Below are 26336 nucleotides of genomic sequence, written 5' to 3' on the forward strand. Positions count from 1 at the left end.
CCCCCCCACCCCCCCCCCCCCCCCCCCCCCCCCCCCCCCCCCCCCCCCCCCCCCCACCAACCCCCCCCCCCCCCCCCCCCCCCCCCCCCCCCCCCCGCTCGTTCCACCATCAGCAGCCCTGGTGCCGCGGTCCGCAGGCCACCGCACCTCGGGCCTGGCCGTTCCTTGACAACAGCAGAGAGGAAGACCGCGGAGAGGGAAACAGCGGCGAGAAAAAGGGGCCGCTCACAGATCACCCAGTTCGGCCGCGTACGGCGGCTCGGCCCCCGCCCGCGAGCAGGTGATCGCCGCCGCGCGCGCCGCGAAACGCAGCAGCCGCGTCCAGCCCTCCGTCCCGAGGGCGGCGAGCGCTTCCGCGGACAGTGCGTCCCGGGCGGACAGCCCGTGCAACAGCGCCGCGTTCACCGTGTCACCGGCGCCGATGGTGTCCACCACAGCGACCTTCTCACCCGGTACGGAGTACTCCGCGCCGTCTCGGGTGAACACGGTCAGTCCGTCCCCGCCCCGGGTCATCACGACGGCCGCCGGTCCCGCCGCCAGCCATTCGCGGGGGGTGCCGCCCAGCCACTCCGCGTCCTCCGCCGAGAGCTTCAGCAGCGTCACCGAGGGCAGCCAGCTCTTGAAACGCGCCCTGTAGGCGTCCGCGTCCGGGATCAGTCCCGCCCGGATGTTGGGGTCCAGCGCGGTGAACAGACCCTGTCCGGCCGCCGTGTGCATCAGCTCCTCGTAGGCGCTCGCTCCCGGTTCCAGGACGAGCGAGCAGGTGCCGAACGACACCGCGCGCGTACCGGCGGGCAGCGCGGTGGGCGCCGCGAAGAGACGGTCGGCGGTGCCGTCGACATAAAAGGAATAGGCGGCCGAGCCACCGGCGTCGATCGTGGCCACCGCCAGGGTCGTCGGCTCTGCACCGCGCTGGACGCCCGACACGTCCACGCCCGCCTGCCGCAGCCCGCCGAGCAGGGCCTCGCCGAAGGCGTCGTACGACGTCCGGGAGCAGAAGGTGGTGGGGGAGCCGAGCCGGCCGAGAGCCACGGCGGTGTTGTACGGGCCGCCGCCCAGTGCGGGCTTCAGGTCCGCGAGGGCACCGGACCCCTGCGGCACCAGGTCGATCAGTGCCTCACCGGCGACGACGATCACGAGACGGTTCCCTTCTCCGACGGTGCGGATGACGAGGTGTGCTCGGGCGTCCCGGACGGAATCGGCTCCTCCGGGCACCCGCAGGAGGTGCGGTGGACGAACGCGCAGGGCAGCCGCACCGTCCGGGCGGGCCGGTGTGGCTCGTCGAGACGGTCCAGGAGCACCTGGACGGCCCGTGCGCCCAGTTCTCTGCTGGGCTGGGCGATGGCGGTGAGCCGGGGCGAGAACAGATCGGCCCAGGTGAAGTCGTCGAAGCAGCACAGGGCGATGTCGTCAGGGACGGACAGGCCGTGGCGGCGCAGCGCACGCAGGGCGCCGATGGTCATCGCGTTGTTGGCGGTGACGAGTGCCGTGGGCGGATCGGGCAGGGCGAGCAGGGCGGCCGTGGCCTGCTCCGCACCCGCCGACTCGGAGTTGCCGGACACAAGGAGCCGTTCGTCGTGGGCCAGACCGGCGGCGACGAGACCGTCCCGGTATCCGGAAACACGCTCAACGGTGGTGCTGAGCCCGGGCAGGCCCGCGACCAGGCCGATCCGTCGGTGCCCCAGCGTGGCCAGATGGGTGACGAGTCGGGCGGTCGGTCCGGCGCTCTCGGCGCGGACCTGGTCGTACCAGGGAGCACCCTCGGCGGGTGCGGCTGCGTCACCGCCGGCTGCGACGTGGTCCGGCACGCCCACATCGATCGCCCGGTCCAGGAACACGGTCGGTACGGCGTGGCGGCGGAGGTAGCCGACCAGATCGTGCGGGTGCGCGGATGGGGCGACGATCATGCCGTCCACCCGTCGTTCATGGAGGAGCTGCACGACCTTGCGTTCGTGTCCGGGGTCGTCGTGCGGATCCGCGAGGAGCAGGCTGTACCCGGCTTCCAGGGCGGCGGCCTCGACGCCTTGGAGGATCTCCGTGAAGTAGGGGTTGCTGATCGCCGACACCGCGAGCCCGATGGAGCGGGTGCGGGAGGTCACCAGGGAGCGGGCCAGGGTGTTGGGGGTGTAGCCGAGGGCGTCGATGGCGTCCAGCACGGCCTGGCGGGTGTGGGGAAGCACCGGGCGGGTGCCGTTCAGCACGTGGGAAACGGTCGCCACGGAGACCCCGGCGCTCCGCGCGACGTCCGCCATGGTGGGCATCGCGTTTCCTCCCTGAGTCGAGCGTGGACCCTTCCGGCCGGGACGGTATCCCACGGCCCGGCCCCTCGTAAACGCTTGCGCAAACGTTTACGTCCCCCGCCCCACCTTCTCGGTATTTCCTGGCCCCTCGTCGCCGCTCCTTGATGCCTCTGCTCGCTACCTCTGCCCGCAGCCCGCCCGCCCACCCCGCACACCCCCGGCCGCCTCGCCCCGCCCGCAGGCACGCACACCCGCCCCACAGCCATCCCCCGCCCCGAGACCGGCCCTTCTGCCCGGGTATCGTCGCCCTGCACATCCCTTGAGCAGTGGAGTCCCAGATGCCCGCCCTACCTGCCGCGAGCCGCCGTACCGTCCTTCGAGGAGCCGCCGTGGCCCCGGTCGCCGGGCTCGGTCTGGCGGCGTGCTCGGCGCCGGGCCAGGGCGGTGCGGCCGCGGCCACGCCGACCGCGCCGGTCGACCTGGGTGCCGAGAGCGAGGTCTCGAAGGGGGGCGCCACGCTCTTCCAGGATCACAACGTGGTCGTCAGCCGTGACGGCAGCGGCGGGCTGAAGGCGTACAGCACCATCTGCACGCACGCGGGATGCCCCATCAACAAGCTGCAGGGGACGACTCTGATCTGCCCCTGTCACGGCAGTCAGTTCGACGCCGTGACGGGCAAGGTGGTCCAGTCACCGGCCACCGAGCCCCTGGCCGAGCTGCCGGTCAGGACGACGAACGGCAGGATCATCGCCGGCCCGGGCGCCTGACCGCCCGTTCGGCCATTCCTGCCGACGACGCGGCCGCACTCGGAAGCCCCAACGGCCCTACGCGCGAGCCACCTTCACTCCCACTCCCACGCAATGCCGACGATCCCCGGCCGTATCCGTGGCTCGACCACGTGGACGCAGTGGTGAGGGCCGGTGACCGGCAGTTCGTGTCTGCCGCCGCGTGGGGCCGCCGTCGAGTGCTGGGTGAAGCGGTGGCAGCGTCTGGGCAGCGCGGCCGCGTCGAAGCGGACCTGGAGGGCGTACTGGCCGCCGGGGAAGCCGAACCGGTGGAGGTACTCGCGGGAGGCCCCGGCCGTTCCGTCCTCGATGCCGTACCGGAACAGGAAGGTGTCCCCGGAGCGCAGCCGGGTGCCGAAGAGCAGCTCCGCGACCAGTACGCCGGTGTCCTGGTCCCAGCGGACGCGTCCGGTGCGGCAGTTCTCCAGCGCCCGCACCCTGATGTCGTGCGGTCGGCAGCCGGGGTCGCCGTGGTGCACGGCGAGGAAGCGGTCGACGCCGTCGCGGTGGGCCCGCACGATGTGGTGCGCCTCGCGGACCGCCAGCTCGCGGCGGGCGCCGATGCGGACGCATTCGTGGTGGCCCAGGGTGTGCAGGCCGCCGTCGAGGGAGCAGCCGAGCTCGGCCCGGAGCCGGTCCTGCACGTCCGAGGCCTCGATCAGGGAGCGGTAGGAGCGTACGGCCGGGCGGCCGGTCAGCGTGCGCTCATCGGCCTCGGCGAGCAGCCGGATCAGCGACTCGTCCGGCAGCTGGAGGATCTCCTCCAGGGCCCGTACGGCCCGCAGCGACTCCGGGCGCTGCGGGCGGCGGGCGCCCTGTTGCCAGTAACTCAGGCTGGTGACGCCGACCTTGACCCCGTGGCGGGACAGATGGTGCTGGACGCGCTGGAGCGGCAGCCCGCGTGCGGCGATCGCGGCGCGCAGCGCCACATGGAAGGGGCCGCCCCGAAGGGCCGTGTCCAGTTCCGCGGTGGGGTGGTGCGCGTGCTCCGTGGCATGCCGCATGCCGGGGCGCCTTTCTGTGAGGTGTCACAACGGCTGGTCAGACCGCTGAGCGGGTGTGCGGGGCCACCCCCGTGGGCGCCGCTGGACGCCCGTGACTGCGCACGCCGCGCCCGTACGCGTGCGTGCGCTGCCCCGAGTTCCCCCGCATTGAAGCGTGTTGACCAGACCCCGACAACACCTCGAACCCGCCACGGCCGCGCCCGCCCCCCCCCGAGACCGGAGCAGAGCCGCCGACCCCGGGCGTCGCGCCTGCCCGGGGCGTCCGGGGGGAAGATCAGCGCCTGACGCAGACCTGGTCGTTCGCCGGTGAGCACACGGCCGTGAGGGCCGGCGAAGAGCTCGCGATGCTGCGGCGGAGGATCGCCGAGGACCGCCTCGAAGCCCTTCCTTCCGGATCGTCCGGCACCTGACCGGTACGGCGCGTCCTCCGGTGGACACCCGCCGGGATGCGGACGGCCGAGCGGTCCGGGCGTGGGCGTTGTCCACAGGGCGTTGTCCACAGGCACGACGCGGTGTCGGTGCTCGCCAGTAGGGTGTGAGACATGGCCGATCCCTCCAGCTACCGCCCCAGGCCGGGTGAGATCCCGGACTCTCCGGGGGTGTACAGGTTCCGTGACGAGCACCGCCGGGTGATCTACGTCGGAAAGGCGAAAAGCCTGCGCCAGCGCCTGGCGAACTACTTCCAGGACCTGGCGAACCTGCACCCGCGCACCCGGACCATGGTGACCACGGCCGCGTCCGTGGAGTGGACCGTGGTGTCCACGGAGGTCGAGGCCCTGCAGCTGGAGTACTCCTGGATCAAGGAGTACGACCCCCGGTTCAACGTCAAGTACCGCGACGACAAGAGCTACCCGTACCTCGCGGTGACGATGAACGAGGAGTTCCCGCGCGTGCAGGTGATGCGCGGTCACAAGAAGAAGGGTGTCCGGTACTTCGGGCCGTACGGGCACGCGTGGGCCATCCGGGACACGGTCGACCTGCTGCTGCGCGTCTTCCCGGTGCGCACCTGCTCGGCCGGCGTGTTCAAGAACGCTGCCCGCACCGGCCGCCCCTGCCTGCTCGGCTACATCGGCAAGTGCTCCGCCCCCTGCGTCGGCCGGATCAGCTCCGACGACCACCAGGAGCTGGCCGAGGAGTTCTGTGACTTCATGGCCGGCCGCACCGGCACCTACCTCCGCCGTCTGGAGAAGCAGATGACGGAGGCGGCCGAGGAGATGGAGTACGAGCGGGCCGCCCGGCTGCGCGACGACATCGAGGCCCTGAAGAAGGCCATGGAGAAGAACGCGGTCGTGCTCGCCGACGCGACGGACGCCGACCTCATCGCCGTCGCCGAGGACGAGCTGGAGGCGGCCGTGCAGATCTTCCATGTGCGCGGCGGCCGGGTGCGCGGCCAGCGTGGCTGGGTGACCGACAAGGTGGAGGAGGTCACCACCGGCGCTCTGGTCGAGCACGCCCTGCAGCAGCTCTACGGCGAGGAGACCGGGGACGCGGTCCCCAAGGAGGTCCTGGTCCCGGCGCTGCCCGAGCCGGACGTGCCGGTCCAGGAGTGGCTGACCACCCGCCGCGGGGCCAGCGTCTCCCTGCGCATCCCGCAGCGCGGCGACAAGAAGGCGCTGATGGAGACCGTGCAGCGCAACGCCCAGCAGGCTCTCGCGCTGCACAAGACCAAGCGTGCCTCCGACCTGACCACGCGCTCGCGCGCTCTGGAGGAGATCGCCGACGCCCTCGACCTGGACAGCGCCCCGCTGCGCATCGAGTGCTACGACATCTCGCATCTCCAGGGGGACGACGTGGTCGCCTCCATGGTCGTCTTCGAGGACGGACTGCAGCGCAAGAGCGAGTACCGCCGCTTCCAGATCAGGGGCTTCGCGGGCCAGGACGACGTCCGCTCCATGCACGAGGTGATCAGCCGCCGCTTCCGGCGCTATCTCGCCGAGAAGGAGAAGACGGGGGAGTGGGCCGACGGAGAGGTGACCGCCACGAACGGCGAGAGCGCCCTCCCCGACGGAGAGCCGCTCGCCACGTCGCTGAAGGACGACGACGGCCGCCCCAAGAAGTTCGCGTACCCGCCGCAGCTCGTCGTCGTCGACGGCGGTCAGCCGCAGGTCGCCGCGGCCCGGCGCGCCCTGGACGAGCTGGGCATCGACGACATCGCCGTCTGTGGCCTCGCCAAGCGGCTGGAGGAGGTCTGGGTGCCCGGAGAGGACGACCCGGTGGTCCTGCCGCGCACCAGCGAGGGCCTGTATCTGCTCCAGCGCGTGCGGGACGAGGCCCACCGGTTCGCGATCACCTATCAGCGCACCAAGCGCGCCAAGCGCTTCCGGGCCGGCCCCCTGGACGACGTCCCCGGCCTCGGCGAGACACGCAAACAGGCGCTCATCAAGCATTTCGGCTCGGTGAAGAAGCTGCGGTCCGCCACAATCGGACAGATCCAGGAGGTGCCCGGGATAGGCCGGAAGACGGCCGAGACGATCGCCGTGGCCCTCGCCCAGGCGGCCCCGGCCGCACCCGCCGTGAACACGGCGACCGGAGAGATCATTGAAGATGAGGAACCCGATACGACGGCGGGTTCCTCGGGGGAGCCCGTGACCGCGGGTCTCCCGGACGAACGACGGGGGCAGGAGACATGACCGAGCACGACGCACAGCCCACAGCGGAGCGAGATCAGGCCCACAGGGAAGCCGGGCAGGATCAACCACAGGCTGCGGCCGACGAGCAGCCCCCGGCGGGCGAGCTGCCCGCGACCCAGGAAAACGGAGCAGAGGTGAGCACGGACGGTACGTCCGCTTCGGGTACCGAAGCGGCCATCCCCGAGCTGGTGATCATTTCCGGCATGTCCGGAGCGGGACGGTCGACGGCGGCGAAGTGTCTGGAGGACCTCGGCTGGTTCGTCGTGGACAACCTCCCGCCCGCCCTCATCCCCACCATGGTGGAGCTGGGTGCCCGCTCGCAGGGCAACGTGGCGCGGATCGCGGTCGTCGTGGACGTGCGGGGCCGGCGCTTCTTCGACAATCTGCGCGAATCCCTCGCCGACCTGGACACCCGGGGTGTCACCCGCCGGATCGTCTTCCTCGAGTCGTCCGACGACGCCCTGGTACGCCGCTTCGAGTCGGTGCGCCGTCCGCACCCCCTCCAGGGCGACGGCCGCATCGTCGACGGCATCGCCGCCGAGCGAGAGCTGCTGCGCGAGCTGCGCGGCGACGCCGACCTGGTGATCGACACCTCCAGCCTGAACGTGCACGAGCTGCGCGCCAAGATGGACGCCCAGTTCGCCGGCGAGGAGGAGCCCGAGCTGCGGGCCACCGTGATGTCCTTCGGCTTCAAGTACGGCCTCCCGGTCGACGCCGACCTGGTCGCGGACATGCGGTTCCTGCCCAACCCGCACTGGGTCCCGGAGCTGCGCCCGTACACCGGCCTCAACGAGGAGGTCGCGGCCTATGTGTTCAACCAGCCCGGTGCGAAGGAGTTCCTCGACCGGTACGCCGAACTGCTGCGGCTCATCGCGGCCGGCTACCGGCGCGAGGGCAAGCGGTATGTGACCATCGCCATCGGCTGTACCGGCGGCAAGCACCGCTCGGTCGCGATGTCGGAGAAGCTCGCCGCGCGCCTCGCGGCCGAGGGCGTGGAGACGGTGGTCGTACACCGGGACATGGGACGGGAATGACGGAACGTACACGGCGGCTCAGCCGGCTGCGCAGGATGGTGCCGGAGGGACGGGCGAGCCGTGCGGCCGCCGAGTCCCGGCCGGCCCGCTCCGCCGAGGCCCGCGGCGGCCGGCCCCGCCGCCGGGGCGCACAGCCCAAGGTGGTCGCGCTCGGCGGCGGCATGGGCCTGTCCGCCTCGCTCGCCGCGCTGCGCCGGATCACCGGCGACCTCACCGCCGTCGTCACCGTGGCCGACGACGGCGGGTCCAGCGGCCGGCTGCGCGACGAGCTGGGCGTGCTGCCGCCGGGCGACCTGCGCAAGGCGCTGGCCGCGCTGTGCGGTGACGACGACTGGGGCCAGACCTGGGCCCGGGTCATCCAGCACCGCTTCACCTCCCACGGCGACCTGCACGACCACGCGGTCGGCAATCTGCTGATCGTCGCCCTGTGGGAGCAGCTCGGCGACCATGTGCAGGCCCTGGACCTGGTCGGCAAGCTGCTCGGCGCGCACGGCCGTGTGCTGCCCATGTCCGCGGTGCCGCTGGAGCTGCAGGCCCTGGTCAAGGGGCACGATCCTGACCGCCCGGACGACGTGGACACCGTGCGCGGGCAGGCGACGGTCGCGCTGACCCCCGGCGAGGTCCAGTCGGTGCACCTGGTGCCGCACGACCCGCCCGCCGTGCCCGAGGCCGTGGCAGCGGTCCTGGACGCGGACTGGGTGGTGCTCGGCCCCGGCTCCTGGTTCTCCTCGGTGATCCCGCACCTGCTCGTCCCCGATCTGCTGGACGCCCTCACGGAGACCAAGGCACGCAAGGTGCTGTCCCTGAACCTCGCCCCGCAGCCGGGAGAAACCGAGGGGTTCTCCCCGCAGCGTCATTTGGAGGTTTTGGGGCGACACGCCCCTAAACTCGCCCTGGACGTGGTGCTGGCCGACGAGGCCGCCGTGCCCGACCGCGACTCGCTCACCGAGGCCGCCAAACGGCTGGGAGCCGCGATCGAGCTGGCGCCGGTGGCCCGGACCGATGGATCACCCCGGCACGATCCGGAGCTGTTGGCCGCCGCGTACGACCGTATTTTTCGGATGCATGGAAGGATCGGCCCATGGCGATGACGGCAGCGGTGAAGGACGAGATCTCCCGGCTCCCCGTCACCCGGACCTGCTGCAGGAAGGCGGAGGTTTCCGCCATTCTGCGGTTCGCCGGCGGCCTTCACCTGGTGAGCGGGCGGATCGTGATCGAGGCGGAGCTGGACACCGCGATGGCGGCCCGGCGCCTCAAGCGGGACATTCTCGAGATCTTCGGCCACAGCTCCGAGCTGATCGTGATGGCGCCCGGCGGGCTGCGCCGCGGCTCGCGGTACGTCGTCCGGGTCGTCGCGGGTGGTGACCAGCTGGCCCGTCAGACGGGCCTGGTGGACGGCCGGGGCCGTCCGATCCGCGGCCTGCCCCCGCAGGTCGTCTCCGGCGCCACCTGTGACGCGGAGGCGGCGTGGCGCGGGGCGTTCCTGGCGCACGGTTCGCTGACCGAGCCCGGCCGCTCCTCCTCCCTCGAGGTGACCTGCCCGGGCCCGGAGGCCGCGCTCGCGCTGGTCGGTGCCGCCCGCCGGCTGTCCATCGCCGCCAAGGCGCGCGAGGTGCGGACGGTGGACCGGGTGGTCGTCCGGGACGGTGACGCGATCGGGGCGCTGCTGACCCGGCTCGGTGCGCACGAGTCGGTGCTGGCCTGGGAGGAGCGCCGGATGCGCCGCGAGGTGCGGGCCACGGCCAACCGGCTCGCCAACTTCGACGACGCCAACCTGCGCCGTTCGGCCCGGGCCGCCGTGGCCGCCGGAGCCCGGGTGCAGCGGGCGCTGGAGATCCTCGGCGACGAGGTGCCCGAGCACCTTGCCGCCGCCGGGCGGCTGCGCATGGAGCACAAGCAGGCCTCCCTGGAGGAGCTGGGCGCGCTCGCCGACCCGCCGCTGACCAAGGACGCGGTCGCGGGCCGTATCCGCCGCCTGTTGGCGATGGCCGACAAGCGCGCCGCCGACCTGGGCATTCCGGGTACGGAGGCGAACCTCAGCGAGGAGCTGGCCGACAACCTGGCCGGCTGACCGACGCACATCAAGTCGCCGGTGCCGTACGCCCGTTCGGGTGATCGGCACCGGCGTCGCGTGTCCATGAGGCGCTCTTGACTCGATCATGAGGTGACATGAGCCTGGCAACCTGTTCGCCACTGTGGCGGACCACCGCTAGGGGGGTTCATGAGACACAGAGCGAAATCGATCCTCGCCGTCGCCGCGCTTCTCATCGGTGGAGCGAGCCTCGCGCCCCACGCCCAGGCCCAGAGCGGCAACCCCGCGACGTCCGGTTCGGACGAGGTCAGGGTCTACCGTGCCGACGTCACCCCGCAGCAGATTCCCCTGCTCGTCCAGGCCGGACAGGACGGGCAGGAGCTCGGTGAGCAGGTCACCGGAGGCGGGAAGTCGAAGGTCGAGGTCTACCTCACCGGCCGGCAGGCCGCGAAGCTTCGGAAGCAGGGCGTCGACCTCACCGAGCACACCCTGTCGGCGAAGGCGCTGGCACGAGTGGAGACAGCCTCCCAGGGGGTGTTCCGGCCCTACAGCGGCAGCGGCGGCCTGAAGGAGGAGATCCTGCGGACCGCCCAGGCCAGTCCAGGCCTGACCAAGGTCGAGTCCATCGGAAAGACGGTCAACGGCCAGGACATCCTCGCGCTCAAACTGACCAGGAACGCCAAGAAGACGAAGGACGGCTCCAGGCCGTCCGTGTTGTACCTGTCCAACCAGCACGCGCGCGAGTGGATCACCCCCGAGATGACCCGGCGTCTGATGCACTACTACCTGGACAACTACCGGACGGACAAACGCATTCGGAAGATCGTCGACTCGACCGAGCTGTGGTTCGTCATTTCGGCCAACCCCGACGGCTACGACTACACGTTCAAGAGCCCCCAGACCCGCCTGTGGCGCAAGAACCTGCGGGACGTCAACGGCGACGGCGTCATCGGCACGGGCGACGGCGTCGACCTCAACCGAAACTTCCCCTACAAGTGGGGCTACGACGACGAGGGTTCGTCCCCCAACGCCACCAGCGAGACCTACCGCGGGGCGAGCCCCGAGTCCGAGCCCGAGACCAGGGCGCTGGACGGCTTCGAGAAACGCATCGGGTTCAGATACGCCATCAACTACCACTCGGCCGCGCAACTCCTCCTGTACGGGGTCGGCTGGCAGGTCGCCACGCCGAGCCCCGACGACGTCCTCTACAAGGCGCTTGCCGGCACCCCGGACAACCCGGCCGTCCCCGGCTACCATTCGCAGCTCTCCTCGGAGCTGTACACCACCAACGGCGAGGCGGACGGACACGCGGCGAACGTCAACGGGGTCGCGATGTTCACTCCCGAGATGTCGACCTGCCAGACCGCGTCGAACGTCGACCCGAACGACGCCTGGAAGCCCGAGGACTGCCCGTCGGAGTTCAGCTTCCCCGACGACGAGAAGCTGATCCAGCAGGAGTTCGCCAAGAACATCCCGTTCGCCCTCTCCGTAGCCGAGACCGCCGTACACCCGGACCGGCCGGCCTCCTCGGTCGGGCTGAGCGCGGCCGACTTCACCCCGGGCGCGTTCTCCACGTCGTACTCCCTGGGCGCGCACCAGGAGGTCTCCGTGGTCGTCCGCAAGGCGATCCGCGACAAGGAGCTGAGGTACCGCGTCAACGGCGGCCGCGTCCACGGGCGGACACTGCGGCACTGGAAGGGCGGCACGACCTACGGCGGCGGGGACGACCTGTACTTCGACGAGTACCGGGCCGCGGTGCACGGCGGCAAACCGGGCGACAAGGTCGAGGTGTGGTTCACCGGCGAGACGAACGGCGGGACGAAGAGCGGGACAAAGAGCGGGAAGAAGAAGGTCACCAGCTCCCACTTCACGTACACGGTCGCCGAGCGGCCCAAGGCCGACACGCTCGTCGTCGCCGAGGAGGGCGCGACGGCCACGCAGGCGCAGAAGTACGTCGACGCGCTCAAGGCGGCCGGGCACCGGGCGATCGTGTGGGACGTGGCCGGACAGGGTGTTCCGGACGCGCTCGGCGTGCTGAAGCACTTCAGGACGGTCGTGCACTACTCCGGTGCGAACGGCCCCGGCAACGCGACCCAGCTCCAGCTGCGCGCCTACCTCAACGAGGGCGGCCGGCTGATCGAGGCCGGTGAGCTGGCCGGCGGCAGCGTCAGACTCGGCGACGGCAGCCTCTCGGACGACTTCAGCCAGTACTACCTGGGCGCCTACAGCCGTACGTCGGCCAAGGGAGCCACCGGCTTCACCGGCTCCGGCGCCCTGGACGGCGTGACCGGCGCCCTCGGTGACGCGGCCGGCAACCCGCTGGACAGGGCCGGCGTCTACGGCGTCACCTCCGACGAGCTGCCCGTGGCCACGTACCCGCAGTTCAAGAGCGCGGGGGCGGGCCGGTTCGCCGGTACCGTCAATCCGTACGGGCCGTACTCCGGTTCGTACATGGCCGCCGCCGTGCACACCGACGACGCCTACAAGCGCCTCACCCGCACCATCGACCTCACCGGTGTCGGCGCAGCCGCCAAGCCGGCCCTGACCACCCGGCTGCTGTGGGACACCGAGCCGGGCTACGACCACGCGGTGATCGAGGCGCACACCGTGGGCGGCGACGACTGGACGACCCTGCCGGAGGCCGGCGGCGCCACGAAGACGGCCGTACCGGCGGACTGCGGACAGGGCTTCCTGATCGCCGAGCACCCGTGGCTGAAGCACTATCTGACGCTCGCGGACAACTCCTGCACGGCGAAGGGCACCACCGGCTCCTGGAACAGCCTCACCGGCAGTTCCGGTGGCTGGCAGCAGGTCACCTTCGACCTGAGCGCGTACGCCGGGAAGTCCGTCGAGGTCTCGATCAGCTACGTCACCGACCCGGGCACCGGCGGACACGGCGTCCTCGCCGACGACGCCTCGCTCGTCGTCGGCGGCACCGCCAAGGAGACCGAGGGATTCGAGTCGTCCCTGGGCGCCTGGCACGCGGCCGGTCCGCCCGCGGGCAGTCCGGCCGTCCTGAAGGACTGGGCGCGCACCGGGACGCTCTTCCAGACGTACGGAGCGGTCACCACGGACGACACCGTGCTGCTCGGTTTCGGCCTGGAACAGGTGTCGTCGGAGGCCGACCGGGCAGCCCTGCTGAGGAAGGCGTTCGCCGCGCTCGACGAGTGAGGCCCACCACGTTGACAGATCCCGCTCGCCTTGTTCCAACAGGTGAGCGGGAGTCCTCTCAACGGTGCGCGGAAGGCGTCCCGATCAAGTGAGCCGACCCGCTCACGAACGAGTGAAGACGGCGCCAAACTCGCCCGACATTTCGTAACAAATACCAGGGAAACCACTGCCGATCCGGGGTGGTCCGTACCCCTACTGACGGGTACGGACTGCCTGCCCGTGTATGCGCCGTCTCGATGTCACTCCGGGGCCCTCCGGGAGGTAGGGTCGGTGGTGGTCGGGGACATCCCAAACAGAGCTCGCCGGCACCGCATGGCCGGCGTACCAACGAGGAGATCGGTTCGTGACGATCCGCGTAGGCATCAACGGCTTCGGCCGCATCGGCCGTAACTACTTCCGCGCGCTGCTGGAGCAGGGTGCGGACATCGAGGTTGTGGCTGTCAACGACCTGGGTGACACCGCTACCACTGCTCACCTGCTCAAGTACGACACGATCCTGGGCCGCCTCAAGCAGGAGGTCTCCCACACCGCCGACACCATCACCGTGGACGGCCACACCATCAAGGTGCTGTCCGAGCGCAACCCGGCCGACATCCCGTGGGGTGAGCTGGGTGTCGACATCGTCATCGAGTCGACCGGCATCTTCACGAAGAAGGAAGACGCCGCCAAGCACATCGCCGGTGGCGCCAAGAAGGTCCTCATCTCGGCTCCGGCCAAGGACGAGGACATCACCATCGTGATGGGCGTCAACCAGGACAAGTACGACCCGGCGAACCACCACGTCATCTCCAACGCCTCCTGCACCACCAACTGCGTGGCGCCGATGGCGAAGGTCCTCGACGAGAACTTCGGCATCGTCAAGGGCCTGATGACGACGGTGCACGCGTACACGAACGACCAGCGCATCCTGGACTTCCCGCACAAGGACCTGCGCCGCGCCCGTGCCGCCGCCGAGAACATCATCCCGACCACCACCGGTGCCGCCAAGGCCACCGCCCTGGTCCTGCCGCAGCTCAAGGGCAAGCTGGACGGCATCGCCATGCGTGTCCCGGTCCCGACCGGCTCGGTCACCGACCTCGTCGTGGAGCTCGGCCGCGAGGTCACCAAGGAAGAGGTCAACGCCGCCTTCCAGAAGGCCGCCGAGGGCGAGCTGAAGGGCCTCCTCGACTACACCGAGGACCCGATCGTCTCCTCCGACATCGTCAACGCCCCGGCGTCCTGCACCTTCGACTCCTCCCTGACCATGGTCCAGGAGGGCAAGAACGTGAAGGTCATCGGTTGGTACGACAACGAGTGGGGCTACTCCAACCGCCTCGTCGACCTCACGGTCTTCGTCGGCAACCAGCTCTGATCGCGAAGCAGGACCCCGAAGTGAGAACAGGGCTCGGGCAGCGCACCGCCGCGCTGTCCGGGCCCTGTCCCACGTACTGACCACGTCCTTTTACGATCAGGTGCACCACGAGCCCTCCTGTAGGAGTCCACTCAATGAAGACGATCGACGAACTTCTCGCCGACGGCGTGAGCGGCAAGCGGGTCTTCGTCCGCGCCGACCTCAATGTGCCGCTGGCCGACGGGACGATCACCGACGACGGCCGCATCCGCGCCGTCCTGCCCACCGTCAAGGCCCTCACCGACGCGGGCGCCAAGGTGGTCGTCGCCTCGCACCTGGGCCGCCCCAAGGGAGCCCCGGACCCCGCCTTCTCGCTGCTGCCCGCCGCCGAGCGCCTCGGTGAACTCCTCGACGCCCCGGTCGCCTTCGCCCAGGACACCGTCGGCCCGGCCGCCCACGAGGCCGTGGACGGTCTCCAGCCCGGCCAGGTCGCGGTCATCGAGAACCTGCGCTTCAACCCCGGCGAGACCGCCAAGGACGACACCGAGCGGGGTGAGTTCGCCGACCAGCTCGCGGCCCTCGCCGACGTCTACGTCGGCGACGGCTTCGGCGCCGTGCACCGCAAGCACGCCTCGGTCTACGACCTGGCGAAGAAGCTGCCGCACTACGCCGGCTACCTCATCGCCACCGAGGTCGGCGTCCTGAAGAAGCTCACCGAGGACGTCAAGCGCCCCTACGTGGTCGCGCTCGGCGGCGCCAAGGTCTCCGACAAGCTCGCCGTCATCGACCAGCTGCTCGCCAAGGCCGACCGTCTGCTCATCGGCGGCGGCATGGCCTACACCTTCCTCAAGGCCAAGGGCTACGAGGTCGGCATCTCCCTCCTGCAGGAGGACCAGATCCCGGCCGTCACGGAGTACATGGAGCGCGCCGAGAAGCAGGGCGTCGAGCTGGTGCTCCCCGTCGACGTCCTGGTCTCCCGGGAGTTCCCGGACCTGAAGACCAAGGCGCCGGCCGACTACACCGTGGTCGACGCGGACAAGATCCCCGCCGACCAGGAGGGCCTGGACATCGGCCCGAAGACCCGAGAGCTCTACGCCTCGAAGCTCGCCGACGCCGCGACCGTCTTCTGGAACGGTCCCATGGGCGTCTTCGAGCACCCCGATTACGCCCAGGGCACCGCCGCGGTCGCCCAGGCTCTCGTCGACTCGAACGGCTTCACCGTCGTCGGTGGCGGCGACTCCGCCGCGGCCGTGCGTACGCTCGGCTTCGACGAGAACGCGTTCGGCCACATCTCGACCGGTGGCGGCGCCTCCCTCGAATACCTCGAGGGCAAGACGCTCCCCGGCCTCGCCGCACTGGAGGACTGACCCTTGAGCACGCGCACGCCGCTGATGGCGGGCAACTGGAAGATGAACCTCAACCACCTGGAGGCCATCGCCCACGTCCAGAAGCTCGCCTTCGCCCTGGCCGACAAGGACTACGAGGCCGTCGAGGTCGCCGTCCTGCCGCCCTTCACCGACCTGCGCTCCGTGCAGACCCTGGTCGACGGCGACAAGCTCAAGATCAAGTACGGCGCCCAGGACATCTCGCAGCACGACTCCGGCGCCTACACCGGTGAGATCTCCGGCCCGATGCTGGCCAAGCTGAAGTGCACCTACGTGGTCATCGGCCACTCCGAGCGCCGCCAGTACCACAACGAGTCCGACGAGCTGGTCAACGCCAAGGTCAAGGCCGCCTACAAGCACGGCCTGACCCCGATCCTGTGCGTGGGTGAGGAACTGGACGTCCGCGAGGCGGGCAACCACGTCAGCCACACCCTCGCCCAGGTCGAGGGCGGTCTGAAGGACCTCCCGGCCGAGCAGGCCGAGACGATCGTGATCGCCTACGAGCCCGTGTGGGCCATCGGCACCGGCAAGGTGTGCGGCGCCGAGGACGCGCAGGAGGTCTGCGCCGCCGTCCGCGCCAAGATCGCCGAGTTGTACTCCCAGGAGCTGGCCGACAAGGTCCGCATCCAGTACGGCGGCTCCGTGAAGTCGGGCAACGTCGCCGAGATCATGGCCCAGGCCGACATCGACGGCGCCCTGGTCGGCGGCGCCTCGCTGGACGCCGACGAGTTCGTCAAGATCGTGCGCTTCCGCGATCAGTGACGCGAGCTGTGAGTAGGCGGTAGCGGCGATACGTCGTACCCTTGCGGGGGCACAGCCCAGGTGCCGTGCCCCCGTCGTCCATCCGAATCCGAGGAAGTTGGTCCAGCCGTGGTTTTGGGGTTCTCGATCGCCCTGATCGTCTTCAGCCTGCTGCTGATGCTGCTGGTGCTGATGCACAAGGGGAAGGGCGGCGGCCTCTCCGACATGTTCGGTGGCGGCATGCAGTCCTCCGTCGGCGGCTCCTCGGTCGCCGAACGCAACCTCGACCGCATCACCATCGTGATCGGCCTGCTGTGGTTCGCGTGCATCATCGTCCTCGGCATCCTGATGAAGACGAACAGCTGACACCCGCGCAGCACACATCACGCATATTCGGTACGTAAGGCCCCATGTTCGGTACGCGCTCCTGAGCGCGGCCTATCATGGGGCTTGCGTCTATGAGCGGGGACCTTGTAACTCCAATCACTGGACGCGCGTTGGGCCTTACGTAGACTGAGGCGCTCGCAGCGAAGCGAAACGCCGACTCGCTTCGCGGCACCATCACGCAGGGAGTTACGACCGTGGCAAGTGGCAACGCGATCCGAGGAAGTCGGGTCGGGGCGGGGCCGATGGGCGAGGCCGAGCGCGGCGAGTCCGCGCCGCGTCTGCGCATCTCCTTCTGGTGCTCCAACGGGCACGAGACGCAGCCGAGCTTCGCCAGCGACGCGCAGGTGCCCGAGACCTGGGACTGCCCGCGCTGCGGCTTCCCGGCCGGCCAGGACCGGGACAACCCGCCGGACCCGCCGCGCACCGAGCCGTACAAGACGCACCTCGCGTACGTACGGGAGCGGCGCAGCGACGCGGACGGCGAGGCGATCCTCGCCGAGGCGCTCGCCAAACTGCGGGGCGAGATCTAGCACTTGACACCGGTCCGGCGCCTCGAGGTGCCTGGCCGGAGCCGTATCGCTCCGCTCGGCCGGACCGATTGTCAGTGGTGCCCTCTACGGTTTTCGTGAAGGCGAGAACCGTGAGGGGGCGTTCTGACCGTGGTCGAGACGGGGGAGAGGCGTGCGCCGGAGTGGCGCGGGGGCTTCGGGCGATTGTGGTCGGCCGCCGTGGTCTCCCAGTTCGGGGACGCTCTGCGAGGCGCCGCGCTGCCGCTGCTCGCCGCGTCACTGACCGACCGGCCCCTGCTCATCGCCTCGGTCACCGCGTGTGGTTATCTGCCCTGGATCGTCTTCGGGCTGCTCGGCGGCGCGGTGGCCGATCGCGTCGACCAGCGGCGCGCGATGTGGGCGGTGGACGCCGTACGCGGTCTGCTCATGGGTTCCTTCGCGGTGGCCGTCGCCCTCGGCCATGCCTCGATCGCGCTGCTCATCGCGCTGGCCCTCACCCTGACCACGCTCCAGACACTGTTCGACAACGCCTCCACGGCCCTGTTGCCGGCCCTCGTGGACCGGGACCGCCTCGGCAGTGCCAACGCCCGGCTGATGACGGGGCAGAAGATCGCCGGCGGCCTGCTGGGCGCGCCGGTCGTGCCGGTGCTGATCGCCGCCGGAGCGGCCGTTCCCTTCGCGGCCGACGCCGGCACGTTCCTCGTGGCCGCCGCGCTCGTCGCCTCCCTGCGGACGGGCGCGCCAGAGCGCGCGGCGAGACCGGCGGGCAGCAGTCTGCGCCGGGAGATCGCCGCCGGGCTGCGCACCCTGGGGCGCGACCGGGCCCTGCGCGGGCTGTGCGCCGCCACGGCCCTGTGCAACATCGGCATGGGGGCCCTGATCGCCACCCTGGTGGTCCTCGTGACCGGCTGGCTGGACGCGGGCACGGCGGGATACGCGGCGGCGGCCACGGCGTACACCGCGGGGGGTCTCGCGGGCGGTGTGCTCAACCGGTGGACCACGGCCGCGCTGGGCCACCTGCGGACCGTCCTGCTCGCCGGTGCCGTGCAGATCGGCGCGCTCGTCGTCATGGGCACCGTACGCAGCCTCATCGCGTTGGTGGCCGCCATGGCCGTCTTCGGATGCATGGGCATGCTGTGGAACGTCAACACGACGACGTTGATGCAGCAGCGCGCGCCCGCCGACATGCTCGGCCGGGTCAGCTCCGCCTTCCGCACGCTCGCCGTCGCCGGGGCCCCGCTGGGTGCCCTGCTGGGCGGCGCCGTGGCCACGGCCTGGGGCCGCAACACCCCCGCCCTGCTCGCGGCCGCCTTCTTCGTCCTGTCCGTCACCGCGCTGATACCGGCCCGCAAGCCGGACGTACCTGTTGTTGCGCCGGACGACGGCGTCACGACGGCTCGTGCCGCGCGGTGATCAATTAGGTTGGAACAGCTGGGACAGGCAGCACGAAAGAAGGCGGAAGTCGGAAATGAACGCAGACGGCCGTACCAGGCTCAACCAGACGCCCGAATGGACCGCTCTCGCCAAGCACCGGGAGGAGCTGGCCGACACCCATCTCAGGGAGCTGTTCGCCGCCGACCCCGGACGCGGCGAGGGGTACACGCTCCGGGTCGGCGATCTGTACCTCGACTACTCGAAGCACCTGGTCACTGACGAGACGCTGCGGCTGCTGCGCGAGCTGGCCGCCGCCACGGACGTGTTCGGGCTCCGGGACGCCATGTTCCGCGGCGAGAGGATCAACGTCACCGAGCACCGGGCCGTGCTGCACACCGCGCTGCGCGCCGCGCGGGACGCGGTGATCGAGGTCGACGGGCAGAACGTGGTGCCGCAGGTGCACGCGGTGCTGGACAAGATGGCCGGTTTCGCCGACCGGGTCCGCTCCGGCGAGTGGACCGGCCACACCGGCAGGCGCATCAGGAACGTCGTCAACATCGGCATCGGGGGCTCGGACCTGGGCCCCGCGATGGCTTACGAGGTGCTGCGCCCGTACACCGCACGCCAGTTGACGTTCCGGTTCGTGTCGAACGTGGACGGCGCCGACCTGCACGAGGCCACCCGGGACCTGGACCCGGCCGAGACGCTGTTCATCGTCGCGTCCAAGACGTTCACCACGATCGAGACGATCACCAACGCCACCTCCGCGCGGAAGTGGCTGCTGGACGGGCTGGGCGGTGACGAGAAGGCGGTCGCCAGGCATTTCGTGGCCCTGTCCACGAACGCCGAGAAGGTCACCGCCTTCGGTATCGACCCGGACAACATGTTCGAGTTCTGGGACTGGGTCGGCGGCCGGTACTCGTACGACTCCGCGATCGGCCTGTCCCTGATGCTCGCGATCGGCCCGGACCGGTTCCGGGAGATGCTCGACGGCTTCCGGCTGATGGACGACCACTTCCGCACCGCGCCCGCCGAGGCCAACGCCCCGCTGCTGCTCGGCCTGCTGGGCATCTGGTACGGCAACTTCCACGACGCCCAGTCGCACGCCGTCCTGCCCTACAGCCACTACCTGTCGAAGTTCACCGCCTACCTGCAGCAGCTGGACATGGAGTCCAACGGCAAGTCGGTGCAGCGCGACGGCGAGCCGGTGCAGTGGCAGACCGGGCCGGTGGTGTGGGGCACGCCCGGCACCAACGGCCAGCACGCCTACTACCAGTTGATCCATCAGGGCACCAAGCTGATCCCGGCGGACTTCATCGGCTTCGCCCGTCCCGTCGACGAGCTGAGCGGTGAACTCAAGGCCCAGCACGATCTGTTGATGGCCAACTTCTTCGCCCAGACCCAGGCGCTGGCCTTCGGCAAGAGCGCCGAGGAGGTCCGCGCCGAGGGTGTACCCGAGGAGCAGGTCGCCCACCGCACCTTCCACGGCAACCACCCCACCACCACGGTCCTGGCGACCGAGCTGACCCCGTCGGTCCTCGGCCAGCTGATCGCCCTCTACGAACACAAGGTGTTCGTGCAGGGAGCCGTCTGGAACATCGACTCCTTCGACCAGTGGGGCGTGGAACTCGGCAAGGTCCTCGCCAAGCGCGTCGAGCCCGCGCTGACCGAGGGCGCGCAGGTCCCGGGCCTCGACGCCTCGACCAAGACGCTGGTCGCGAGGTACCGGGAGCTGCGCGGCCGGAGCTGATCCGCGGCCTCGCCGTCGCGGCGACCGTTTCTGTGCGTTCTCTTTGCAGATCCCTTAAGGTGCTGGTGATCTTCAGGGGAGGAAGGCGCATGGTGCACAGAGGGTTCGCCGCGGCGGTCGCGGCGGCCGTCGTCGGGGCGTCGGCGGCCGGTTGCGGCGGCGGACACCGGTCGGCCCAGTCCACGGACGACGCCCCCAGGGCCGGTGCCACGGCCACCAGCACGGCCAGGCCGGGCTACTCCGGTCTGGCCGAGGTGCCGGAGCGGCTGGGGAAGGACGGGACGACCATCACGGTCGGGGACCCGGCCGCACCGGTGAGCGTGCACCTGTACGAGGACCCGCGCTGCCCCGTGTGCAAGGAGTTCGAGACCACCGGTGGCGCCCCGCAGCTGCGCGCGGCCACCCTCCGGCGGGAGACGAGGACCCAGTACACCCTCGCCTCGTTCCTGGACGACCGGCTGGCCGGCTCCGGGTCCGAAAAGGCGGTCAACGCGCTGCGGGCCGCGCTGGACAAGGGCCGGTTCGCCGAATACCACGACGTGCTCTACGCCCACCAGCCCGCCGAGAGCGTCGACGGCTTCACCGACGCGTATCTGCTCGAGCTGGCCGGGCGGGTTCCGGGGCTGCGCGGGCCGGACTTCGACTCGGCAGTGAAGACGATGAAGTACCGCTCGTTCGTGGCCCGGTCGGAGAAGGCGTACGAGAAGGCGGGCGGAGCGCAGGCCCCCAAGGGCCCCGGCACCCCCACCGCCGAGATCAACGACGTACGCGTCCCCGCCGAGTACAACGGCGTGCTCTTCGACGGTGACGTCTTCGCCGGTCTGCTGACGAAGATCCGCGCCCACCCCGAGCAGTGGCGGGACTGACTCCCCGACCCGCGTCAGGCCACCGCGCTCAGCGTGTCCGCGAGGCGTCTGCGTGCCGCGCGGGCAGCGGGCAGCACGGCGAGCGCCGCCGCCCCGAGCACGGCCGCCGCGACCAGGGCGAGCAGCAGCGCGGGCGAGGGTGACTGGGCGATACCGGCGCCGATACCGCTGGTGCTGCCCTCGGCGTCGATCAGCCGGTGGGCCAGCGGCAGCCCCAGCACCGTACCGGCGATCGCCGCGGCCAGGGCCGTACAGCTCGTCGCCGTGACGGTGATCGCGGTGATCTGGCGCGGGGACATGCCGATCGCCTTCAGTGCCAGTACGTCCCGCTCGCCCTCCCGGACGCTGCCGCCGATCGCGGTGAGCAGCTCGACCAGTCCGATCAGGGCCAGCACGGCGATCAGCCCGGTGACGACGGCGCGCAGCGGTGACAGCCCGTCGGCGGGATTCTCCACGGGGTGCACGTCCAGATGGCCCCGGCCGGCCGTGGACAGCGCGGCGGCCACGCGCCGCGGATCGGCGCCGGGGCGCAGCCGCAGCTCGTAGAAGGCGGGGGAGAGCCCTGGGTCGTTCTCACGGAGGGTGTCCAGTGACGTGCTGACGACCCGGCCGGCGTTCTGCGGTTCGATGCTGCGGCCCACGATGTGCAGGATCTGCGGCCGGTCGCCCACCGTCATCCGCACCCAGTCGCCGACTCGCGCGTGCAGCAGGTCCAGCAGGCCCTGGCCGGCCACCGCCTCGTCCGGTCCGTGTGCGGCCCGGCCCTCGGCGAGGGCACAGGGGTAGGGCTCGGCACGGGTGCCGACGCCGCGCAGCGCGATCGTCCCGGTCTGGCCGGGGACCAGTGCGGCGACCTCCACCCCGGGATAGGCGGCGGCGACCCGGTGATCTCCGGTCAGCAGGGCCCGTACGTCTGATGCGTCCAGGGCGCCGTCGGAGCGGACCGTCAGGGCCGTCGGCATGCCCAGGCGTTCCGGGCTGCTGTGGAAGCGGTCGATCGTGGTCCAGGCGCTGAGCGCCACCACGATCAGCAGCAGCGGCAGCGTCAGCCGGGACAGGGTGGCCAGCGACCGGCCGCGCCCGGCGAACGCCTTGTGACAGCCGAGGACCAGCGCGGCCGGCAGCCGCAGGCCGAGCGCCCGCCGGGCCGGGCCGGTCAGCCCGCCGCCGGCCGGCGCGGCCGGGCGCGGCACCGGAACCGGCGGCACCCTCCCGGCCCGCCAGGCCGCGAGCCCCGTGGTCAGACCGATGAACAGCACCGCGCCCACGGGCACCACGAACAGGGCCACGGTGTGCCCCGGCAGCCCCTGCCACACCCCCACGGCGTCGCCGAGCCGGCCGGGGATCCGGCTGCCCAGCGTCTCGGTGAGCGCCGCGGCGGCCACCGCACCGAGCAGCGCGTACGCCAGATGCTGGAGCAGGAAGACCCGGACGACCTGGCCGGGCGTGAAACCGATGGCCTTCAGCACCGACAGGTCCCGCAGGTGCCCCCGGATACGGGTGGCGATCGCCCCGTGCACGGCGAGCCCCGCGGCGATCAGGGCGCCGAGACCGAACAGGCCGAGCACCTGACCGAGCAGCCGGTTGTCGCCCTGGGCCGCGGCGCGCGCCTGCTGCCAGGTGGAGACCTCGCCGACCGCGCCCGCGCCGAGCACCGTGACGGCACGCTGCACCGCGTAGTCCGTGTCGCCCGGGTCGTCCAGGCGCAGCCCGATCACCTGGCCACCGGGGGCGCGCACGGCGGACGGCAGCGCCCAGACCAGACCCGGCTGCTCACCGGGCCTGTAGTGCGGCTCGGCGCTGTCCGCGATGCCCTCGACGGTCAGGGTGCGGGCGGTGCCGGGCAGCGCGAGGGTGTCGCCCGGCTCGGCCAGCAGGACCCGGGCCAGGCTGCTCTCCAGCACCACACCGTCCGGTTCGGCGGCGTCCAGCCAGTGCCCGGCGGTGAGCAGCGGCCGGCTGACGGAGGGCCGCTCGGAGACACCGCGCAGCTCCACGGAGGCGCGGCTGCCGCGTACGGCGACGGTGGCGGACTCGGTGCGGTAGGGGCCGGCCACGGCCTCGACGCCGTCCAGCCGGGCGAGTTTGCGGGTGTCCGCGGAAGGCACGGTGTGGATCCACACATGCGCCCCGCGGGCCTGGGTGAAGATCCGCTGCCAGGGGTTGGTCGCGTAGCCGAACAGCGCGGTGGCGAGCAGCAACGACGCGACGATGCCGGCGGTGGCCAGCACGAGGAACAGCGCCTCGCCTCGATGGGTCCGCAGATCCGAGTGCGCCCAGCGCAGGGTCGCCCGCACCCGCCTCAGCCCCTCGCCCCGCGACGCACCGTGTCCGTACCCGTACTCGGGGCCGTGCCCGTACTTGTGGCCTCTGCCCTGCGACGCGCCATCAGTCCCTCAGCTCCAGCACACCCGAGATCCCCGACTTCCGGGACGGCGGTGCGCCGTCCAGCAGCGCGTCGTCGGCTATGCGGCCGTCGAAGAAGCTGATCACGCGGTCGGCGGCGCTCGCCAGCCGGGCGTCATGGGTGACCAGGACGATGCTCTGCCCGCGCCCGTGGAAGCGGGACAAAAGCCGCATCACCTCGCGTGTGCCCTTGCTGTCCAGGCTTCCGGCGGGCTCGTCGGCCAGCAGCAGCGGCGGATGGTTGACGAGGGCCCGGGCGAGCGCGACCCGCTGCTGTTCGCCGCCGGACAGCTCGCCCGGCATGCTGCGCTCCTTGCCCTCGAGCCCCAGCTCGGCGAGCAGTTCCTCGCGCTCGGCGCGTGCCTTCTTCGCGGGGACGCCGGCGAGCAGCGCGGGCAGCTCGACGTTGTCGGCGACGGACAGGTTCGACACCAGGTTGAAGAACTGGAACACGATCCCGATCGCCTTGCGGCGCTCGACCGCCCAGCGCGCCTCGCTGAAGGAGTCCGTGCACCGGCCGTCGAGCCAGATGCTGCCCTTGTCCGGCCGCTGCAGGCCGCCGAGCAGATGCAGGAGCGTGGACTTGCCGGCGCCCGACGGGCCGGTGACCGCCACGAACTCGCCCCGCGCCACGCGCAGGTCGACCCCGCGCACGGCATGCGCGGGCGCGCCCTCGCCGTGGTGGGTCTTCACCAGGCCCTCGGCGCGCAGCAGCGGAGTACCGTGCTCGCTCATTCCAGTTCCTCCTGGCACCGCTCCAGCCAGTCGAGGTCGGCCTGCAGATGCAGCATCGCGCCCTCGATGAGCAGCTGGGCGATTCGGTTGTCCCGGTTCTCGGCCGCGGCCAGTTTCGACAGGTTGCGCATGGTGGTGAGGTACTGGCGCCGCTGCTTGTTGATGAGGGCGATCTGGTCGGCGAGACCGCTCTGGGGGGCGAGGGCGAGTTTCATGAAGAACTCGTCCCGCACCCGCGGCTCGTCCTCGGTCTCCTCGAACCAGGCGTGCAGCGCCTCGCGCCCGGCGTCGGTGAGGTGGTAGACCTTCTTGTTGGGCCGGCTGGACTGCTCGACGTCCTCGCCCTCGATCAGTCCCGACTTCTCGAGGCGGCCGAGGGTGACGTAGATCTGGCCGACGTTCGGCTGAGGGTACGCGGAGCCCAGCAGTTGCTCAAGGTCCTGCTTCAGCTCGTAGCCGTGGGCCGGGCCACGGGCGAGGAGTGCCAGGAGGGGCAGGCGCACTCGGGCTGTCCTCCTGTCTGCTCACAATGTGCTCCAGGCCCTAGTATCGCCCATACCTAACAGGTATACATGGCCTCTGACTCCCGGGCGAGGGTGCCCGGAGCCAATGTGTACGTGTTCAGGGAGGAACCTATGCGGTGGATACGCGCCGCCGGTAGGGGCCTCCTCGTTCTCGCCGTGATCATGACCGGGTACGTCGCCTCCGGTGCCCACGCCGACGAGAGCGCGGGCGAGGGCCGTGGCCCCCTCACCCTGGCCACCGCCGGCGACCTCACCAGCTATCTCGGCCCGCTGCTCCAGGGCTGGAACCGCACCCACCCCGGCGAGAAGGTCACGCTCGTCGAGCTGCCGGACTCCGCGGACGAGACCCATGCCCAGATGACCACCGACCTGCGCGGCGGCGACCGGGGGCGCTTCGACGTCCTCAACATCGACGTCAACTGGACCTCGGAGTTCGCGGCGGCCGGCTGGATCCGCCCGCTCCCGCGGGCCCGCTTCCCGCTGAAGAGCTTCCTGCCGCCGGTGGTGGACACCGCCACCTACGACGGACGGCTGTACGCGGTCCCGTACGTCACGAATGCCGGACTCCTCCTGTATCGCAAGGACATCCTCGCCCGGGAGGGCGTGCCCCCGCCGCGCACCTGGGCCGAGCTGGAGCGCGACGCGAAGACGATCGCGCCGAAGTACGGGCTCGGCGGCTACGCGGGCCAGTTCCTGCCCTACGAGGGGCTCACCGTGAACGCGGCCGAGGCCGTGTACTCGGCCGGCGGCACGATCCTCGGCGACGAGGGCACCCGGGTCACCGTCGACTCGGCCGCCGCCCGCGAGGGCATCGGCTTCCTCGCCCGTGGCATCCGCGAGGGCTGGATACCGCGGGCGGCGCTGACGTACAAGGAAGAGGAGTCCAAACAGGCCTTCCAGGACGGCAGGCTGCTCTTCCTGCGCAACTGGCCCTATGTCTACGCCGTCGCCTCGGCCAAGGGCTCCAGGGTCGCCGGGAGGATCGGCGCCGTACCGATCCCCGGACCCGACGGGCCGGGGACGAGCGTGCTCGGCGGTTCCAACCTCGCCGTGAACTCCCATACGCGGCACCCCGATTCGGCCGCCCGTCTGATCGCCTACCTCACCAGCGCGCCCGTCCAGCGCCAGGTGCTCACCCGCGGTGCGCTGCCGCCCGTACGCGCCGCGCTCTACGAAGACCCCGCGCTGATACGGCGGTTCCCCTATCTGCCGACCCTGCGCACCGCCGTGCTCACCGCCGCCCCGCGCCCCAAGAGCGCCCACTACGACCAGGTCAGCCTGGTGGTGCAGGCGGTGATGCAGGACGCGCTGTCCGGGCGGCAGACGCCCGAGCAGGCGGTGCGCCGGCTCGCGCGCGAGCTCGACGCGATCGCCCGCCGATAGTTACTTGTTAAGTAACGCGGACGTCTCATCTCGACTCCGAATGCCCAATT

Annotated in this window: 21 protein-coding genes; 15 read left to right on the forward strand and 6 right to left on the reverse strand. The window is 71.1% G+C overall.

Going from position 1 to position 26336, the window contains the following annotated elements; translation table 11 throughout:
• Nucleotides 1-225: 225 nt before the first annotated feature.
• Complete coding sequence (locus ACZ7HQ_RS04945; RefSeq protein ID WP_470984724.1) at nucleotides 226-1137, reverse strand: carbohydrate kinase family protein; 912 nt, start codon at nucleotides 1135-1137, stop codon at nucleotides 226-228.
• Nucleotides 1134-2261: a LacI family DNA-binding transcriptional regulator gene (locus tag ACZ7HQ_RS04950; RefSeq protein WP_470984727.1), complete on the reverse strand. Its 1128-nt coding sequence runs from the start codon at nucleotides 2259-2261 to the stop codon at nucleotides 1134-1136. Before ACZ7HQ_RS04950 ends, ACZ7HQ_RS04945 begins: the two co-directional genes overlap by 4 nt.
• A gap of 317 nt (nucleotides 2262-2578) precedes the next feature.
• Here ACZ7HQ_RS04950 and ACZ7HQ_RS04955 point away from each other — a divergent pair, with 317 nt between their 5' ends.
• On the forward strand, nucleotides 2579-3007 hold the full coding sequence (locus ACZ7HQ_RS04955) for a Rieske (2Fe-2S) protein (RefSeq protein WP_470984730.1): 429 nt from the start codon (nucleotides 2579-2581) through the stop codon (nucleotides 3005-3007).
• 74 nt (nucleotides 3008-3081) lie between these two features.
• Here ACZ7HQ_RS04955 and ACZ7HQ_RS04960 read toward each other — a convergent pair whose 3' ends face one another.
• Nucleotides 3082-4029, reverse strand: a complete 948-nt coding sequence (locus ACZ7HQ_RS04960) for a hypothetical protein (RefSeq protein ID WP_470984733.1) — start codon at nucleotides 4027-4029, stop codon at nucleotides 3082-3084.
• A gap of 542 nt (nucleotides 4030-4571) precedes the next feature.
• Between ACZ7HQ_RS04960 and uvrC the strand changes: the two genes are divergently transcribed.
• The 13 genes from uvrC (at nucleotide 4572) to ACZ7HQ_RS05025 (ending at nucleotide 21238) form a co-directional block, all read left to right on the forward strand.
• Complete coding sequence (gene uvrC, locus ACZ7HQ_RS04965; protein ID WP_470984735.1) at nucleotides 4572-6659, forward strand: excinuclease ABC subunit UvrC; 2088 nt, start codon at nucleotides 4572-4574, stop codon at nucleotides 6657-6659.
• Nucleotides 6656-7693, forward strand: coding sequence for an RNase adapter RapZ (rapZ, locus tag ACZ7HQ_RS04970; protein WP_470984738.1), 1038 nt, complete (start codon nucleotides 6656-6658; stop codon nucleotides 7691-7693). The genes uvrC and rapZ overlap by 4 nt, the downstream gene beginning before the upstream one ends.
• The gene (locus ACZ7HQ_RS04975) at nucleotides 7690-8784 is read left to right on the forward strand and encodes a gluconeogenesis factor YvcK family protein (RefSeq protein WP_470984739.1); all 1095 of its coding nucleotides are present in this window, start codon (nucleotides 7690-7692) and stop codon (nucleotides 8782-8784) included. Before rapZ ends, ACZ7HQ_RS04975 begins: the two co-directional genes overlap by 4 nt.
• Nucleotides 8775-9764, forward strand: a complete 990-nt coding sequence (gene whiA / locus ACZ7HQ_RS04980; RefSeq protein ID WP_031166139.1) for a DNA-binding protein WhiA — start codon at nucleotides 8775-8777, stop codon at nucleotides 9762-9764. Before ACZ7HQ_RS04975 ends, whiA begins: the two co-directional genes overlap by 10 nt.
• 150 nt (nucleotides 9765-9914) lie before the next feature.
• The gene (locus tag ACZ7HQ_RS04985) at nucleotides 9915-12896 is read left to right on the forward strand and encodes a M14 family metallopeptidase (RefSeq protein ID WP_470984742.1); all 2982 of its coding nucleotides are present in this window, start codon (nucleotides 9915-9917) and stop codon (nucleotides 12894-12896) included.
• 343 nt (nucleotides 12897-13239) lie between these two features.
• A complete protein-coding gene (gene gap, locus ACZ7HQ_RS04990; protein WP_069781521.1) occupies nucleotides 13240-14247 on the forward strand; it encodes a type I glyceraldehyde-3-phosphate dehydrogenase in 1008 nt (335 codons plus the stop codon).
• 134 nt (nucleotides 14248-14381) lie between these two features.
• Nucleotides 14382-15593, forward strand: coding sequence for a phosphoglycerate kinase (locus tag ACZ7HQ_RS04995; protein WP_470984745.1), 1212 nt, complete (start codon nucleotides 14382-14384; stop codon nucleotides 15591-15593).
• 3 nt (nucleotides 15594-15596) lie between these two features.
• Nucleotides 15597-16373: a triose-phosphate isomerase gene (gene tpiA / locus ACZ7HQ_RS05000; protein WP_470984747.1), complete on the forward strand. Its 777-nt coding sequence runs from the start codon at nucleotides 15597-15599 to the stop codon at nucleotides 16371-16373.
• 114 nt (nucleotides 16374-16487) lie between these two features.
• On the forward strand, nucleotides 16488-16718 hold the full coding sequence (secG, locus tag ACZ7HQ_RS05005) for a preprotein translocase subunit SecG (RefSeq protein ID WP_319150986.1): 231 nt from the start codon (nucleotides 16488-16490) through the stop codon (nucleotides 16716-16718).
• Nucleotides 16719-16933: 215 nt separating this feature from the next.
• Nucleotides 16934-17269: an RNA polymerase-binding protein RbpA gene (locus tag ACZ7HQ_RS05010; RefSeq protein ID WP_003976875.1), complete on the forward strand. Its 336-nt coding sequence runs from the start codon at nucleotides 16934-16936 to the stop codon at nucleotides 17267-17269.
• A gap of 123 nt (nucleotides 17270-17392) precedes the next feature.
• Complete coding sequence (locus ACZ7HQ_RS05015; RefSeq protein ID WP_470985211.1) at nucleotides 17393-18661, forward strand: MFS transporter; 1269 nt, start codon at nucleotides 17393-17395, stop codon at nucleotides 18659-18661.
• 55 nt (nucleotides 18662-18716) lie between these two features.
• Complete coding sequence (gene pgi / locus ACZ7HQ_RS05020; protein ID WP_470984750.1) at nucleotides 18717-20372, forward strand: glucose-6-phosphate isomerase; 1656 nt, start codon at nucleotides 18717-18719, stop codon at nucleotides 20370-20372.
• A gap of 89 nt (nucleotides 20373-20461) precedes the next feature.
• Nucleotides 20462-21238 carry a DsbA family protein gene (locus tag ACZ7HQ_RS05025; protein ID WP_470984753.1) on the forward strand — a complete coding sequence of 259 codons (777 nt, stop codon included), beginning with the start codon at nucleotides 20462-20464 and terminating at the stop codon, nucleotides 21236-21238.
• Between the two features lie 14 nt (nucleotides 21239-21252).
• On the opposite strand, the gene ACZ7HQ_RS05030 is transcribed toward ACZ7HQ_RS05025, so the two are convergent.
• The 3 genes from ACZ7HQ_RS05030 to ACZ7HQ_RS05040 all read right to left on the reverse strand — a co-directional run bounded on the left by ACZ7HQ_RS05030 (nucleotide 21253) and on the right by ACZ7HQ_RS05040 (nucleotide 24882).
• Nucleotides 21253-23535: an ABC transporter permease gene (locus ACZ7HQ_RS05030; protein WP_470984755.1), complete on the reverse strand. Its 2283-nt coding sequence runs from the start codon at nucleotides 23533-23535 to the stop codon at nucleotides 21253-21255.
• Nucleotides 23536-23626: 91 nt separating this feature from the next.
• Complete coding sequence (locus ACZ7HQ_RS05035) at nucleotides 23627-24379, reverse strand: ABC transporter ATP-binding protein (RefSeq protein WP_470984757.1); 753 nt, start codon at nucleotides 24377-24379, stop codon at nucleotides 23627-23629.
• Entirely contained in the window at nucleotides 24376-24882 is a 507-nt protein-coding gene (locus tag ACZ7HQ_RS05040; protein WP_470984760.1) for a PadR family transcriptional regulator, read from the reverse strand. The genes ACZ7HQ_RS05035 and ACZ7HQ_RS05040 overlap by 4 nt, the downstream gene beginning before the upstream one ends.
• 132 nt (nucleotides 24883-25014) lie before the next feature.
• On the opposite strand from ACZ7HQ_RS05040, the gene ACZ7HQ_RS05045 reads away from it, so the two are divergent.
• Nucleotides 25015-26286 carry an ABC transporter substrate-binding protein gene (locus tag ACZ7HQ_RS05045; RefSeq protein WP_470984763.1) on the forward strand — a complete coding sequence of 424 codons (1272 nt, stop codon included), beginning with the start codon at nucleotides 25015-25017 and terminating at the stop codon, nucleotides 26284-26286.
• The last annotated feature ends 50 nt before the right edge of the window (nucleotides 26287-26336 follow it).

This window comes from Streptomyces sp. NPDC037290 (assembly GCF_055603245.1).

What these genes read in the sequence shown, in the direction of transcription:
- ACZ7HQ_RS04985 (WP_470984742.1), top strand. Translation starts at nt 9,915, where the DNA reads ATGAGACACAGAGCGAAATCGATCCTCGCCGTCGCCGCGCTTCTCATC.
- ACZ7HQ_RS04950 (WP_470984727.1), bottom strand. Translation starts at nt 2,261, where the DNA reads ATGCCCACCATGGCGGACGTCGCGCGGAGCGCCGGGGTCTCCGTGGCG.
- rapZ (WP_470984738.1), top strand. Translation starts at nt 6,656, where the DNA reads ATGACCGAGCACGACGCACAGCCCACAGCGGAGCGAGATCAGGCCCAC.
- whiA (WP_031166139.1), top strand. Translation starts at nt 8,775, where the DNA reads ATGGCGATGACGGCAGCGGTGAAGGACGAGATCTCCCGGCTCCCCGTC.
- ACZ7HQ_RS05035 (WP_470984757.1), bottom strand. Translation starts at nt 24,379, where the DNA reads ATGAGCGAGCACGGTACTCCGCTGCTGCGCGCCGAGGGCCTGGTGAAG.
- ACZ7HQ_RS05045 (WP_470984763.1), top strand. Translation starts at nt 25,015, where the DNA reads ATGCGGTGGATACGCGCCGCCGGTAGGGGCCTCCTCGTTCTCGCCGTG.
- ACZ7HQ_RS05025 (WP_470984753.1), top strand. Translation starts at nt 20,462, where the DNA reads ATGGTGCACAGAGGGTTCGCCGCGGCGGTCGCGGCGGCCGTCGTCGGG.
- ACZ7HQ_RS04975 (WP_470984739.1), top strand. Translation starts at nt 7,690, where the DNA reads ATGACGGAACGTACACGGCGGCTCAGCCGGCTGCGCAGGATGGTGCCG.
- uvrC (WP_470984735.1), top strand. Translation starts at nt 4,572, where the DNA reads ATGGCCGATCCCTCCAGCTACCGCCCCAGGCCGGGTGAGATCCCGGAC.
- ACZ7HQ_RS04995 (WP_470984745.1), top strand. Translation starts at nt 14,382, where the DNA reads ATGAAGACGATCGACGAACTTCTCGCCGACGGCGTGAGCGGCAAGCGG.
- ACZ7HQ_RS04955 (WP_470984730.1), top strand. Translation starts at nt 2,579, where the DNA reads ATGCCCGCCCTACCTGCCGCGAGCCGCCGTACCGTCCTTCGAGGAGCC.
- ACZ7HQ_RS04960 (WP_470984733.1), bottom strand. Translation starts at nt 4,029, where the DNA reads ATGCGGCATGCCACGGAGCACGCGCACCACCCCACCGCGGAACTGGAC.
- pgi (WP_470984750.1), top strand. Translation starts at nt 18,717, where the DNA reads ATGAACGCAGACGGCCGTACCAGGCTCAACCAGACGCCCGAATGGACC.